The 12,963-nt window shown below is 62.5% G+C and carries 14 protein-coding genes and 1 tRNA gene; 9 read left to right on the top strand and 6 right to left on the bottom strand.

Annotated elements, in window-relative coordinates; genetic code table 11:
- The first annotated feature begins 107 nt into the window (after positions 1-107).
- From LZK81_RS03125 to LZK81_RS03145, 5 genes are all read left to right on the top strand, one after another.
- Complete coding sequence (locus LZK81_RS03125; protein ID WP_233955171.1) at positions 108-1,139, top strand: uroporphyrinogen decarboxylase family protein; 1,032 nt, start codon at positions 108-110, stop codon at positions 1,137-1,139.
- A gap of 242 nt (positions 1,140-1,381) precedes the next feature.
- The gene (locus tag LZK81_RS03130; RefSeq protein WP_233955173.1) at positions 1,382-2,089 is read left to right on the top strand and encodes an alpha/beta fold hydrolase; all 708 of its coding nucleotides are present in this window, start codon (positions 1,382-1,384) and stop codon (positions 2,087-2,089) included.
- Positions 2,086-2,439, top strand: a complete 354-nt coding sequence (locus LZK81_RS03135; protein ID WP_233955175.1) for an extradiol ring-cleavage dioxygenase — start codon at positions 2,086-2,088, stop codon at positions 2,437-2,439. Before LZK81_RS03130 ends, LZK81_RS03135 begins: the two co-directional genes overlap by 4 nt.
- On the top strand, positions 2,432-3,274 hold the full coding sequence (locus LZK81_RS03140) for a class III extradiol dioxygenase family protein (RefSeq protein ID WP_233955176.1): 843 nt from the start codon (positions 2,432-2,434) through the stop codon (positions 3,272-3,274). The genes LZK81_RS03135 and LZK81_RS03140 overlap by 8 nt, the downstream gene beginning before the upstream one ends.
- Complete coding sequence (locus LZK81_RS03145) at positions 3,264-3,605, top strand: YciI family protein (RefSeq protein WP_233955178.1); 342 nt, start codon at positions 3,264-3,266, stop codon at positions 3,603-3,605. The genes LZK81_RS03140 and LZK81_RS03145 overlap by 11 nt, the downstream gene beginning before the upstream one ends.
- Positions 3,606-3,674: 69 nt before the next feature.
- Here LZK81_RS03145 and LZK81_RS03150 read toward each other — a convergent pair whose 3' ends face one another.
- Positions 3,675-4,448: a siderophore-interacting protein gene (locus LZK81_RS03150; protein WP_233955179.1), complete on the bottom strand. Its 774-nt coding sequence runs from the start codon at positions 4,446-4,448 to the stop codon at positions 3,675-3,677.
- Between the two features lie 362 nt (positions 4,449-4,810).
- Between LZK81_RS03150 and LZK81_RS03155 the strand changes: the two genes are divergently transcribed.
- Positions 4,811-5,065 carry a DUF6074 family protein gene (locus LZK81_RS03155; RefSeq protein WP_046610913.1) on the top strand — a complete coding sequence of 85 codons (255 nt, stop codon included), beginning with the start codon at positions 4,811-4,813 and terminating at the stop codon, positions 5,063-5,065.
- Between the two features lie 66 nt (positions 5,066-5,131).
- Here the strand turns inward: LZK81_RS03155 and LZK81_RS03160 are convergent.
- Positions 5,132-5,207 (bottom strand) — tRNA-Thr (locus LZK81_RS03160).
- A 130-nt stretch (positions 5,208-5,337) separates the two neighbouring features.
- Complete coding sequence (locus tag LZK81_RS03165) at positions 5,338-6,294, bottom strand: NAD(P)H-dependent flavin oxidoreductase (protein WP_046628140.1); 957 nt, start codon at positions 6,292-6,294, stop codon at positions 5,338-5,340.
- 247 nt (positions 6,295-6,541) lie between these two features.
- On the opposite strand from LZK81_RS03165, the gene LZK81_RS03170 reads away from it, so the two are divergent.
- Positions 6,542-7,768 (top strand): hypothetical protein, encoded by a 1,227-nt coding sequence (locus tag LZK81_RS03170; protein ID WP_233955180.1) that lies wholly within the window; start codon positions 6,542-6,544, stop codon positions 7,766-7,768.
- A gap of 3 nt (positions 7,769-7,771) precedes the next feature.
- On the opposite strand, the gene ppk2 is transcribed toward LZK81_RS03170, so the two are convergent.
- Positions 7,772-8,650 (bottom strand): polyphosphate kinase 2, encoded by an 879-nt coding sequence (gene ppk2 / locus LZK81_RS03175; RefSeq protein WP_233955181.1) that lies wholly within the window; start codon positions 8,648-8,650, stop codon positions 7,772-7,774.
- A 280-nt stretch (positions 8,651-8,930) separates the two neighbouring features.
- Between ppk2 and phoR the strand changes: the two genes are divergently transcribed.
- Positions 8,931-10,112, top strand: a complete 1,182-nt coding sequence (phoR, locus tag LZK81_RS03180) for a phosphate regulon sensor histidine kinase PhoR (RefSeq protein ID WP_046628190.1) — start codon at positions 8,931-8,933, stop codon at positions 10,110-10,112.
- Between the two features lie 68 nt (positions 10,113-10,180).
- Here phoR and LZK81_RS03185 read toward each other — a convergent pair whose 3' ends face one another.
- Together LZK81_RS03185 and LZK81_RS03190 are read right to left on the bottom strand one after the other, a co-directional pair.
- Positions 10,181-10,618, bottom strand: a complete 438-nt coding sequence (locus LZK81_RS03185; RefSeq protein ID WP_046628143.1) for a PACE efflux transporter — start codon at positions 10,616-10,618, stop codon at positions 10,181-10,183.
- 186 nt (positions 10,619-10,804) lie between these two features.
- A complete protein-coding gene (locus tag LZK81_RS03190) occupies positions 10,805-11,341 on the bottom strand; it encodes a GcrA family cell cycle regulator (RefSeq protein ID WP_046603193.1) in 537 nt (178 codons plus the stop codon).
- 408 nt (positions 11,342-11,749) lie between these two features.
- Between LZK81_RS03190 and LZK81_RS03195 the strand changes: the two genes are divergently transcribed.
- Complete coding sequence (locus LZK81_RS03195) at positions 11,750-12,946, top strand: aspartate aminotransferase family protein (RefSeq protein ID WP_233955182.1); 1,197 nt, start codon at positions 11,750-11,752, stop codon at positions 12,944-12,946.
- Positions 12,947-12,963 lie beyond the last annotated feature (17 nt).

Below are 12,963 nucleotides of genomic sequence, written 5' to 3' on the forward strand. Positions count from 1 at the left end.
CGCGACTTCTCGTTCGTCAAGGAACTAACGCCCCTGTCGTTATTGACACGACAGCCGTCTGTCGAGGTATAACGTCTTTCAACACTGACACATGGGAGGATGAGACAGTGCTTTTTCCAACGACACTCGTCGGCAGTTATCCGCAGCCGGAATGGCTGATCGACCGGGCCAAGCTTGCGGGTCGTTTCCCGCCGCGCGTCCGCGCCAGAGAGCTCTGGCGCATCCCTCAGGAATACCTCGCCGAAGCCCAGAACGACGCGACGATCATGGCGATCAAGGCGCAGGAGGAAGCCGGCCTCGACATCATCACCGATGGCGAAATCCGCCGCGAGAGCTATTCGAACCGCTTTGCGACCGCGCTCGAAGGCGTCGATCTCGACAATCCGGGCTCGGCGCTCGATCGTTCCGGCCACCCGAACCCCGTTCCGCGCATTACCGGCAAGATTCGCCGCAAGCACGCGGTCGAGGCCGAGGACGTGAAATTCCTGCGCAGCCATACGGACCGCAAGATCAAGATCACCGTTCCCGGCCCCTTCACCATGTCGCAGCAGGCCCAGAACGATTTCTACAAGTCGGAAGAAGAGGCCGCCTACGACTATGCCGACGCGGTAAACGCCGAGATTCGAGATCTCTTCGCCGCCGGGGCCGACGTGGTGCAGATCGACGAACCCTACATGCAGGCCCGGCCGCAGAAGGCGGAACAGTATGGTCTCGCGGCGCTCAACCGCGCGCTCGACGGCGTCCAGGGCACGACCGCCGTGCATATCTGCTTCGGTTACGCGGCCATCATCCACGAGCGGCCGTCAGGCTATTCCTTCCTGACCCAGCTTTCGGGCTGCTCCTGCCATCAGGTGTCGCTCGAAACCGCGCAATCGAGCCTCGATTGCTCGACGCTGACCGGCCTTTCCGGCAAGACGCTGATGCTCGGCGTCATCGACCTGTCGGACATGACTATCGAGACTCCGGAAACCGTCGCCGACCGCATCCGCCGGGCGCTGCCCTATGTGGAGGCGAAGAACATCATCGTCGCGCCGGATTGCGGCATGAAATATCTGCCGCGTGACGTCGCCTTCGGCAAGATGAAGGCGATGGTCGAGGGTGCCAAGATCATGCGCCGGGAATTCGGCGAGGCTGCCTGACTTCCATTCGAGTGCCTGGATAACAGGGGCGATTGCTGCGGCAATCGCCCTTTTGTTTTGCGGTCGGCGGCCGCACGATTCGAATATTTGTATCCCAAATATGTATATTACGACGATAAATAGCTTACAAATCGGACTATTGTATCCTAACCGAAATCGATGTATACATTGCGCCAGAGGATTTTCGGCTTGCGGTTCGGGCGATCTGCTCCACACGGCAATGCTGGTCCGATAGGAAGATCATGACGACCCTTGTTCTCATACCCGGGCTTGTATCGGACGTGATCGTCTGGGCGCCCTTGGCCGAAGCGGCGTGTGGCTTCATGCCGGTTCATCACGCCGATCTCTCCGACGGCACATCGATCACCGGAATGGCCCGAACGCTTCTCGACGAGACGGCTGGCGATATCGTTGCTGTCGGCCACTCGATGGGCGGACGCGTCGCTCTGGAAATGGCTCGCATGGCGCCGGACCGGGTTCGCGGTCTCGTGCTGGCCAACACCGGGCATCATCCCAAGCGCGAAGGCGAGGAAATCAAGCGTCAGCAGATGATAGATCTCGGCAACCGCAGCATCGATGAACTGGCGCAGCAATGGCTGCCGCCGATGCTCGACCCAGCCCGGGTTGGTGACAAGGATCTGATCGGACGCCTCCACGCAATGGTCCTCAGGGCAGGCTCGCAGGTCCATGAGCGCCATATTCACGCCCTCATCGGCCGGCCGGACGCCAGCGCCTATATCGCCGATCTTCGTTGTCCCATCCTGCTTGTCGCCGCTCGCCAGGATGGCTGGAGCCCGATCGCCCAGCATCAGGAAATCGCCGACGCAGCGCCGGATACGGAGCTCGTCATCATCGAAAATGCCGGGCATTTCGCTCCCCTCGAGCGACCCGCGGAAACCACCGCTGCCATCACCGAATGGCTGGCGCGCAGATTTGGAGAATCCCTATGAGTGAAGCAGCAGCTACGATACCGGATACCCCGCTCTTCGACCGGGCGGGCTCGATCCGCGGCTACCGGATCAACAAGATGGCGATGGCGCTCGGCCAGCCCGCCAACCGCGCCGCCTTCAAAGCCGATGAAGAGGCCTATCTCGACGGTTTCGGCCTGAGCGCCCACGAAAAGTCGGCGGTCATGGCCCGTGACTGGCACGAGATGGTGCGCCTCGGCGGCAATCTCTTCTTCATCCTCAAGATCTCCGCGGTGGATCCGACCCCGATCACCAGGATCGGCGCGGCCCAGGCCAGCATGGAACACGAAGACTTCCTGCATCTGAGACTGGGAAAAAAGCGCAATGGCTAAGATCATCGGTGGGCTTGGAACGAGCCACGTTCCCTCGATAGGTGCTGCGCTCGACAAGGGGCTGCGCGACACGCCGGACTGGAAGCCGTTCTTCGACGGATATGAAGTCGGTAAGCAGTGGATGCGGGACGCCAAGCCCGATATCGCCGTCGTCGTCTTCAACGATCACGGCAATACCTTCTTCCTCGACCGCGTGCCGACCTTTGCCGTCGGCGTCGCCGAAACCTACAATCCGGTCGACGAAGGCTGGGGGCCGCGCGCTATCCCGGCGTTCGAAGGCGCTGTGGATTTCTCCTGGCATTTCGTCGACAAGCTGGTCGAGCGCCATTTCGACCCGATGGTCTGCCGTGAGATCGAGGTGGATCACGGCCTGCAGGTGCCGATGGAACTGTTCTTCGGCCGGCCGGACGCCTGGCCGGTGAAGGTCCTGCCGATCTGGGTCAATACCATCCAGTATCCGATCCCGACGCCGCAGCGCTGCTGGGATATGGGCACGGTCCTGCGCGAAGCGATCGAAAGCTGGCCGGGCGACGAGCGCGTCGTCATTCTCGGCACCGGCGGCCTGTCGCACCAGCTGCAGGGCGCCCGTGCCGGCTTTATCAACCAGCCGGCCGACCGCGCCTGGCTGGACGGCATCGCCAGCAATCCGGAACCCTATCGCACCATGAGCCGCGAGGACTATGTCGAACAGTTCGGCTCCGAAGGCGCCGAACTGATCATGTGGCTCGTCATGCGTGCCGCGATGAACAGCGACGTCAACCTCATCCACAAACACTACCATGCCCCGGCTTCGATGACCGGCGCCGGCATGGTCGTGCTGGAAAATGCGGCCTGATCCGATGTTCTTCCTGATGCGCTGCCTGCACCATGAAGGCCAGGACGCCGCCCGCGATACCCACCGCCCGTCACACCGGGCCTGGGTCCAGTCGGGCGGAGAGGGCCTTGCCGCCGTCCTGATCGGCTCCGCCCTGGTTGACGAAAGCGGTTCGTCGATCGGCAATTTCGGTATTCTCGAGGCCACGAGCCTTGTGGAGGCGCAGGCCTTTGCCGAAGGCGATCCCTTCAATCGCGCCGGCATCGTCGCGGCGATCGAACTGACGCAGCTGCCGGACACATTCCAGGCAGCCCGGATCAGCGATCCGATGACCCCGCGAAAGAACAGCTGATTCCATTTCGGGCATTGAAATAGGCTGCGCCATCCAAGCCGGGGATGGCGCGGCCTTTTGTCATCTGGTTCAGTCCCCGATCGTTTCGTGGGCATCCGCCTTGCCCTGGGCCCAATATCCGGCAGCCTTGACCCAGGCGAGCGGATATCCGCGTTTTTCGACCAGATAGGCGCGAATGGCCCGGGCGACCGAGGCTTCGGCGGCGACCCAGATGAAGGTCTCGGGCTCAAGCGCAATCGCATCGAGTAGGGAGATCACCCCGGAGGCGTCCGTGGCGCGGGAAAGAGGGCGGTGCACCCAGAGTGTCTTGAGCGAAGCCCGCGTCTCGAAGACCTGTTCCTCTTCAGGCCCGGCTACCAGCCCGATACTCGTGATGACGGCATCGCCGCCGGCTTCTTCGATACGGCGGCCTATGGCAGGAAGCGCAGTCTCGTCGCCGATAAGCAGCCAACGCTTCACGCCCGAGATGACGGCCGAACCTCGCGGGCCGCCGATCGATAGCGTGCTGCCCGGCACGGCATCCAGCGCCCATCGCGTGGCGGGACCGGCGTCATGGACGGCGAAATCGAGCGCCAGGGATCGGGCGTTCTGATCGTACCGCCGGGGCGTATAATCACGGCGCTCGGGTTCACCGGCTTCGGTCGGCAGGAATATCTTGATGTGGTCGTCCGGCGCAGCGCTGACGAAATCCGAAAGATCCCCGCCGCCGAGCGTGATGCGCAGCATCTGCGGCGTGATACGTTCGACGGTTTCGACCGTCAGCACACGACGCTTGAGTTCGTGACGGATGCGCTCGATCTTGGGGGCGGAGGAAGTCTGGTCCTGGGTGGCAAGGTCGTTCATCTGTGTCCTTTCACGGGATATCGACCTGCCGGACACAGCCGCGCAGACCGAAACCGGCAATGCCCGGTCGATCAGCGCGTTGAGTGACGTTAACGCTTACGTGCGAAGCCTTGTGGCACTCGCAGTGTGAACTCTAGTTAGGCGGGCAAAGCCCCGCCGGCAAGGATTGGCGAGCGCCAACTCCAGAATTTTGCCAGTTGAAAAACTGCAAACGGCTGTCGTCAAGGCAGTCGCCTTCGCAACGATGGCCTCGACATCCACCTTCCCTGCACCAGATACCTCCAGTCGTTCAGCCTTTGTGAAGGACTGGCGGCCAATGTGCTGCGATCCCTGGGCGATTCGCCCGACAATATGGAGATGGCATGACGCTGCTGCAATTCCCCGCCGATCGGCGCACCGCTGACGTTAAACGCTGCGCCGAGGCGCTTCTGCGGCTTCACGGCGAACAAGCGAACCACTTCTGGCGATCGGAGATGGCTGGCTTTGCGCAGGCTCTCAGAGCCCAGGGCGTAGCGGAGGATGAAATCTCCCGTCAGGCAGGTCTGTTCATGCATGCAGTCCAGATGCAGCTGCAGGGCATTTGCATCGACGACGGGACGAGCGCGGTGGCAGGTTGATCCTGCTCCGGCCGCTGACCCAGCGAATGTCGGCGGCGCATGACCTGTTCAAATGCTGATGATAAGTGGTGCCGCTTGCAGGACTCGAACCTGCGACCCCATCATTACGAATGATGTGCTCTACCACCTGAGCTAAAGCGGCACGGGCAGCGACCGGCTTAGCCGGGGCTGCGAGTGATGCGGCTGATACAGGCAATGACCTGCGATTTCAAGCCGGGTTTTGGGCTTCTCGACGATTTTCCTGGAAAGACGGTTATTATCCGGCCGCTAGTTCAAACCGCGAGGCGCTCGCGCGCCGCCCGGTATTCGTTTTCCAGCCGGTCGACGAGTTCGGCGACCGGAACCACCGCCTTGACCGCGCCGACCCCCTGACCCGCGCCCCAGATCTCCTTCCAGGCCTTCGGCCCGCTGACTGCCTGATCGAAATCCATCTTGGACGGATCTGCGACCGGAAGCGCATCCGGGTCCATGCCGGTAGCGGTGATCGATCCCTTGAGGTAGTTGCCGTGGATGCCGGTGAAATAGTTGGAATAGACGACGTCGGCGGCGTTCGAATCGACGATCATCTGCTTGTAGCCCTCGACGGCGCGCGCCTCCTTCGTGGCGATGAAGGGCGAGCCGATATAGGCCATGTCGGCGCCCATGGCTTGGGCGGCAAGGATGCCGCCGCCGGTGGCGATCGCCCCGGCGAGCAGCAACGGCCCGTCGAACCATTCCCGGATTTCCTGCACCAGCGCGAAAGGCGACAGCGTGCCGGCATGCCCGCCGGCGCCGGCAGCGACCGCGATCAGCCCGTCGGCGCCCTTGCGGATCGCCGAATTGGCGTGGCGGTTGTTGATGATGTCGTGCAACACGATGCCGCCATAGGAATGCACGGCGGCATTCACCTCCGGCACGGCGCCGAGCGAGGAAATGACGATCGGCACCTTGTATTTCACGCACATCATCAGGTCGTGCTCCAGGCGCTTGTTGGAGGTATGGACGATCTGGTTGACGGCAAAGGGAGCGGCAGGCCTGTCGGGATTGGCGGCGTTATAGGTGGCGAGATCCTCCGTGATCATGGCCAGCCATTCGTCGAGCTGGCTTTCCGGCCGCGCATTGAGCGCCGGGAAGGCGCCGACGACGCCGGCCTTGCATTGCGCCAGCGTCAGCTCCGGATGGGAAATGATGAACAGCGGCGACGCGACCACGGGCAGGCGGAGCCTGTCCTTGAGGACTGCTGGAAGCATGGATCAAAAACCTCCCGATTGACCTTTACGCAAACGTAAATCCGTCTACCAGATCGCGGCAGCCTCGAAAAGCCGGTGGAAAGATTTTCGCAGCAGATCTCCGCGACGTCCGGCAAAGGCCCCGACATATCCTGTCCTTATTTTTGGCCATGGTGCAGTCGAAGGCGGTGCTTGCAGTTCCGCGGCGGAGAGGTTACCGAAACGTAAACTCCCGCGCAGTGGGATTGAGTATGAAGAAGGACCGGCAGTGAGCGGTTTGGAAACGGCCATCAGAAACGCACTGGATCGCTCGAACCGGGCGGACCGGGAGATCAGGGCGCGTATTTATCAGTCGGCGCGCCAGGCACTGGATGCCGGCCTTCGCAAGCAGGGCGTCAGCGACCGGCTGATCATCATGCAGCAGCATGAACTCCTGGAGCGGAAGATCCACGAAATCGAAATGGCGGAAGTGCAGCGCTTGGCCGAACCGGCGCAGGAACCCGTCGTTGAGCTCGACCCGGAGCTGCCATATGCCGCGGAATCTATGGCCGTGGAGTCTCCGGTCATGGAGGCTCGCCCGCGACCGGATGCGCCGCAACGGCCGGCGGCACCTTCGCCTGTCGCGCCATCCATCGATACCGTTTCGGGAGAGACGCGCGCTCCATCCGCTACTGCGATGTCCTCCGGCGATCTCGGCGGCGTCAGCCCCGCGCGCGGCGCGCGGATCGAAGCCGAGCCATTCCAGCCGGAACCGCCGGCGAAAGCGGCAAAGCCGGGCAAGCCGAACAGGAACGCCCGCCGGTCCTCCGATAGTGGACTGGACGTTCCCCCGGAACGGGCCGCCAAACCGCGAAAGCGTCGGGGTTTCCTGTCGCATCTCCTGACCTGGGTCATCACCCTCGGCGTGGTCGGCGGCGCCTGCTGGTGGTTCTATCAATCCGGCCTGGTGCAGTCGATCGTCGAAGAGGCGATGAAGTCGGCCGACCGCTCGGTCGCCGGTCAGGGGGCGGGAGGCCCGGTCGCCTTCGATCCGCGCCGCGGTTTTTCCGACGAGTGGGTGGAAATCTTCGTGCCCTCCAAGGCGGCGGAAATGAAAGCCGGCGGCCAGGCGAAAGTCGAGGCGGTGGCCGCATCGGAAGGGCAGGCCGTCCGCATCGCATCGGCGACGTCAGGCGACGGCGGCGATGTCTCGGTCGAAGTGCCGCCGGAAGTGCTGCGCGAAATGGCCGGCAAGAGCTCGACGGTAGCCCTGACCCTGCAGTCGGGGCAGAACAGTTCCGTGCAGCTGTCGGTCCGCTGCGATTTCGGAAGCCTCGGCAACTGCAGCCGTCATCGCTTCACGGCAACGCAGGAGAAGCTGGAGGCGCTCTTCCGGGTGACCTTCGAGCGGTCGCTTGCCCCCAACCGGCCCGGCCGCCTGATCTTCAACAGCGGCATCGACGGCGCCGACCGGGCGGTGCTGCTCTATTCGGTGCGCATCCTGCCCGGCCAATGACCTTTATCTGAGGAACTTCGGGCCGAAACCGAAGATCTTGTCGTCGATCTCGCCGATAGCGTCCTTGTCCTTCCCCTCATAGTCGAGCGACAGGATGTGGCGAATGACGTTGAGGCGGGCGCGGCGCTTGTCGTTGGCCCGCACGACCGCCCAGGGCGTCTCCTTGTTGTGGGTCTTTTCAAGCATCGCGTCGCGTTTCTCGGTGTAGTCGTCCCATTTGTTGAACGCGGCGATATCCATCGGCGACAGTTTCCAGATCTTGAGCGGATCGTGCCGCCGGTCATGGAAACGCTTGAGCTGCATCTCGCGGCCGATATCCAGCCAGAACTTGAAGAAGATGATGCCTTCGTCGGAAATCGTGTCCTCGAAGCGAGGAACTGCCTTCATGAAGTCCTTGTACTGTTCCGGCGTGCAGAAACCCATCACCGGCTCGACCCCGGCCCGGTTGTACCAGGAGCGGTCGAACAGTACGATCTCCCCCGAGGTCGGGAAATGTGAGATGTAGCGCTGGAAATACCACTGACCGGCCTCGGTCTCCGTCGGTTTGTTGAGCGCCACCACGCGGGCCGAACGCGGATTGAGATAGGCATTGATCGAAAAGATCGTGCCGCCCTTGCCGGCCGCATCGCGGCCCTCGAAAAGCGCCATCATCCGCTTGCCGGTCGCCTTCAGCCAGAACTGCACCTTGACGAGTTCGACCTGCAGCTTTTCGAGCTGCTTTGCGTATTTGTCCTTGTCCAGCTTGTCGTCATGGGGATATCCGCCGGAGCTAAGCGCATGTTCCTCGATCCAGGCCGGCAGTACCGGATCGTCGATATCGAACTGCTTGAGCTTGCCGTTGATGTCGATGCTGACTGCCCGGCTTTCGGTTTTATCCGCCATGATGGTGCTTCCTCCGATCGATCCGCCGTACGAGGCGGTAGCCGATATGTAACGCAAGTTCGAAATTCCGCTACTCTCCGGATGGCGCCAATTTTCCAATATCCCAACGGAAGCGATGTATATCTGTCATGCAAGGGATATATGAGCGCGTGTTCAACCTGTGAAAGCTGCGAGTCTGTCTGTGGAGTCGGTACTGGAGAAATGGCGTCGGGGTCTGGGCACGCTCGTTGCGAGGGGCCGCCAGGAACGAGCCCTGTTGCTGCTTCTGACCCTCTTGGCGATGATAGCATTCCTGATCGGCATGGACTGGGTGGGCGTCCTGGTGGGTTGGCTGCTCCTGGTGCTGGTCGTCGTCGGCCGCAAGCCTGCCGCTCTTCCGCCGCCGGTGCTCGAGGTCGCCGAGAAAGAGCAGCCGGGCTTTCAGCCGTTACCCAAGGTGGCGGCAACGCTCGGTGCCTTGGATATTCCGGCTTTCGTGCTCGGCGAGGACGTCACGGTCCTCTATCAGAACAAGGCTGCCGAAAGGGCCTTTGGAATTCTTTCTCCCGGTTCGCACCTTTCGGCCCGACTGCGGTCCCCCGGCATTCTCGACATGGTGCGGGAAACCATCGCGACCGACGAGCCGAACCAGATCGAGCACTCCGAGCGGCTGCCCTCGGAGCGCGTCTATACCCTGCGCATCGCCCCCATCGATCTGGGCCAGCCGATCCAGCAAAGCTCGGAAGGCGTAGCGCAGAAGCTCTATCTCCTTTCCTTCCGGGACATTTCGGAACTGCGCCGCATCGACCGGATGCGCTCGGATTTCGTCGCCAATGCCAGCCATGAGCTGCGCACCCCGCTTGCGTCGCTGAGAGGCTTCATCGAGACCCTGCAGGGGCCGGCGCGCTCCGATCCCGCCGCGCACGAGCGGTTCCTGGCCATCATGTTCGACCAGGCAACGCGCATGAGCCGTCTCGTCGACGACCTCATGTCGCTGTCGCGCCTGGAGCTCAAATCCCATATCGCTCCGGATCAGACGATCGACCTGAAGCCGCTGATCGGCCATGTGCGGGATGCGCTGGTGCCGCTCGCCGACGACCTCGGGGTGGAAATCCGCACGCATCTGCCGGAAGGCAAGGTGGAGGTGCTGGGCGACCGCGACGAGCTTGTTCAGGTTTTCGAGAACCTGATCGAGAATGCCTGCAAATATGGCCAAGAAGGCAAATTCGTGGACGTTTATCTGCGCAACGGCGCTTCCGATCCGGTGGAAGTGACCGTTGTCGACCAGGGACCGGGCATTCCGGCCGAGCACGTTCCGAGGCTGACGGAGCGCTTCTACCGGGTCAGCGTGGCCGACAGCCGTTCCAAGAAAGGGACGGGCCTCGGCCTTGCAATCGTCAAGCACATCCTGACCCGCCACAGAGCCCGCCTGATCGTGAAATCGGAAGTCGGCAAGGGAAGCGAGTTCACCGTCAGGTTCTGAAGCAGGCAGGATGACATCCGCACCGTCCGCGGCGCGGATTATTCGATAGAAACCTCGAGGAGGCGGCGTCAGGCCGCCTCGGTCTGCCGTTGCCATTCCGGCAACGGAAAGATGCGGTCATAGGCCCAGTTGAACACGAAGGCATAGACCACGTAGAAGACCGCGAACGACACGTCCATCGTCAGCGCATGCATGAGGCTGACACCGAGATACCAGGCGATCAGCGGCAGAAGCGCGATCAGCAGACCAAGTTCGAACAGCACCGCATGCGCCACGCGTATTGCGGTGTTCTTCTGCGTGCCGCCGGTAAAGCGCTGCATCAGATGGTCGAAGCCGAGATTGTAGAGATAGTTCCAGCCGGTGGCGATCGTCGCGCTGCCGATGCCCACCACGCCGATATCGGTGGGCGGCACGCCGAAGGCGAAGGAGCCGAGCGGTATGATGAGAGCGAGCCCGATCAGCTCGAAGCTGATGGCATGGCGGATACGGTCGCGTGTCGAACGCATGATGACCTCCTGGGTGCTTTCCGGGCCGTCCCGGAGTTTCTGCCCGAATGGGGGAGGTCGTCCTCACTGTCTTTAAAATAGGCGGGTCATGGCTCCGGAGCAAGGCTTGGCCGGCATATCTGCCATGCGCAACAAAAAAGCGGGCCGGAGCCCGCTTTCGATCTTGCCCTCGTGTCGCGCCGCCGCTCAGACCCGAGCAGCAACCTTGCGGCGCTCGTTGACCGGCTGGTAGGCGAGCTTTGCGTGATAGCCGCAATAGGGCGAGGCATCCGGGGATTCGCAGCCACAGAAGTGGAAGTCGTCCTTGAGCGGATCGCCGACCGGCCACTTGCAGGTGCGCTCGGTGAGTTCGGTCAATGCGAGGCGACGGGAGATCGGCACCACCACGTTGGAGGCGGGACGATATTCCATCTCCTGATAGGGTTCGATTTCAATCTCTTCCTTGACCATCGTCGCGCCGACGGCGCGAGTAACGGTCCGGGTGGTGACGCGCGATGCATAGTTCGGAGCCCTCGGCGCCGATGTCGTACGCTTGGCAGCCGATGAGCGGCCCGTCGCGACCGTGCCGCCGGCTTTCGCCCGGCCCGGCAGGCAGAGACGATGCACCTTGCCGATCACGGCATTTCGGCTTACGCCTCCGAGTTGTGCTGCGATCTGGCTGGCACTCAGGCCCTCCGACCACAATCTTTTGAGCTTCTCGACACGCTCGTCTGTCCAGTTCATGCCCGTTCTCCGCCTTTGAACGCCGCTGGCATGCAGAATCCTTCCACCTTTACTGCGAAAATCATTTCGCAGCACCCACTATATCTATGCTTGAGGTGACTAGTTCCGCCGCATGCAGTCTAGTAATTGATCTTTAACCTAGTGTGAGGCTGACTCCGTGGCAAGAGTCGGGGGAATCTGCGGGAATCGATTTCGTGGTTTTCCCCAACTTGCTGTCGGGGAGAGTCATTTTTGTCACATTGGCTGGCGCCTGGCGCTTTCCGGCCCGGGCCTGCCCAAAACGCCGAGCTTTGTTGACATTGATGGCCTAAACCCCGATAGTGCCCCCGCCGCCCAGTGGGCGGCATTTTTGATTTTTTCGGCCCCTTCCATGGGCCTTTCTGGACTGCCTAGAGGAGTGATGTCGCCATGGCTGAAGCCGCGCTTTTCGACACGTTTGCCCGGGCTCCGCTGCGTTTCGAGCGCGGCGAGGGCGTATGGCTTGTGACGGAAAGTGGGGAGCGATATCTCGATTTCGGCTCCGGCGTCGCCGTCAATTCGCTTGGTCACGGCCATCCGCACCTCGTCGGCGCGCTGAAGGCGCAGGCCGACAAGGTCTGGCACACGTCCAACATCTTCGAACAGCCGGGCCAGGAGACGCTGTCGCGTCGTCTCGCCGACAATTCTTTCGCGGACAAGGTGTTCTTCACCAATTCCGGCGCCGAGGCGCTGGAATGTGCCATCAAGACCGCGCGCCGCTATCAGTTCGTGAAGGGCCATCCGGAGCGCTTCCATATCATTACCTTCGAAGGCGCCTTCCACGGCCGCACGCTGGCGACCATCGCCGCCGGCGGCCAGGCAAAGTATCTCGAAGGTTTCGGCCCGAAGGTCGAAGGCTTCGATCAGGTGCCGTTTGGCGACATGGACGCCCTGAAGGCTGCGATCACCGATGCAACCGCGGCTATTCTGATCGAGCCGATCCAGGGAGAGGGCGGTGTCCGGCCGGTCCCGAAGGAATTCCTCCAGGCGTTGCGCCAGGTCTGCGACGACAACGGTCTGCTGCTGATCTTCGACGAAGTGCAGACCGGCGTCGGCCGTTCCGGCAGGCTGTTCGCCTATGAATGGGCGGGCGTCGCGCCCGACATCATGGCGCTTGCCAAGGGCATCGGCGGCGGCTTCCCGCTCGGCGCCTGCCTTGCCACGGCGGACGCCGCGTCCGGCATGACCGCTGGCACCCATGGCACGACCTACGGGGGCAATCCGCTCGCCACGGCGGTCGGCAATGCCGTGCTCGACGTGATCCTGGGCGACGGCTTCCTGGAAAACGTCCGCGATGTCGCCTTGGTGTTGCGGCAGGGGCTCGCGAGCCTCAAGGACCGCTTCCCCGACGTCATCGAGGACATTCGTGGTGAAGGCCTGCTGCTCGGCGTGAAGGCGAAGGTGCCCGCGGGTGATCTGGTTGCCGCCATACGCGGCGAATACATGCTGACCATTCCGGCCGGCGACAATGTGGTGCGTCTCCTGCCACCGCTCACAGTCACAGCGGAAGAGGCCCGAGAGGGGCTTGCCCGCATCGAGAGGGCGGCGGAAAAGCTTTCCACCTCCGAGATGAAAAAAACGGCCTGAGCGGGCAAAAGCGGGAC

Source organism: Neorhizobium galegae (assembly GCF_021391675.1).
Taxonomy (GTDB): Bacteria; Pseudomonadota; Alphaproteobacteria; order Rhizobiales; family Rhizobiaceae; genus Neorhizobium; species Neorhizobium galegae_B.

What these genes read in the sequence shown, in the direction of transcription:
- LZK81_RS03130 (WP_233955173.1), top strand. Translation starts at nt 1,382, where the DNA reads ATGACGACCCTTGTTCTCATACCCGGGCTTGTATCGGACGTGATCGTC.
- LZK81_RS03135 (WP_233955175.1), top strand. Translation starts at nt 2,086, where the DNA reads ATGAGTGAAGCAGCAGCTACGATACCGGATACCCCGCTCTTCGACCGG.
- LZK81_RS03140 (WP_233955176.1), top strand. Translation starts at nt 2,432, where the DNA reads ATGGCTAAGATCATCGGTGGGCTTGGAACGAGCCACGTTCCCTCGATA.
- LZK81_RS03145 (WP_233955178.1), top strand. Translation starts at nt 3,264, where the DNA reads ATGCGGCCTGATCCGATGTTCTTCCTGATGCGCTGCCTGCACCATGAA.
- LZK81_RS03150 (WP_233955179.1), bottom strand. Translation starts at nt 4,448, where the DNA reads ATGAACGACCTTGCCACCCAGGACCAGACTTCCTCCGCCCCCAAGATC.
- LZK81_RS03155 (WP_046610913.1), top strand. Translation starts at nt 4,811, where the DNA reads ATGACGCTGCTGCAATTCCCCGCCGATCGGCGCACCGCTGACGTTAAA.
- LZK81_RS03165 (WP_046628140.1), bottom strand. Translation starts at nt 6,294, where the DNA reads ATGCTTCCAGCAGTCCTCAAGGACAGGCTCCGCCTGCCCGTGGTCGCG.
- ppk2 (WP_233955181.1), bottom strand. Translation starts at nt 8,650, where the DNA reads ATGGCGGATAAAACCGAAAGCCGGGCAGTCAGCATCGACATCAACGGC.
- phoR (WP_046628190.1), top strand. Translation starts at nt 8,931, where the DNA reads ATGATAGCATTCCTGATCGGCATGGACTGGGTGGGCGTCCTGGTGGGT.
- LZK81_RS03185 (WP_046628143.1), bottom strand. Translation starts at nt 10,618, where the DNA reads ATGCGTTCGACACGCGACCGTATCCGCCATGCCATCAGCTTCGAGCTG.
- LZK81_RS03190 (WP_046603193.1), bottom strand. Translation starts at nt 11,341, where the DNA reads ATGAACTGGACAGACGAGCGTGTCGAGAAGCTCAAAAGATTGTGGTCG.
- LZK81_RS03195 (WP_233955182.1), top strand. Translation starts at nt 11,750, where the DNA reads ATGGCTGAAGCCGCGCTTTTCGACACGTTTGCCCGGGCTCCGCTGCGT.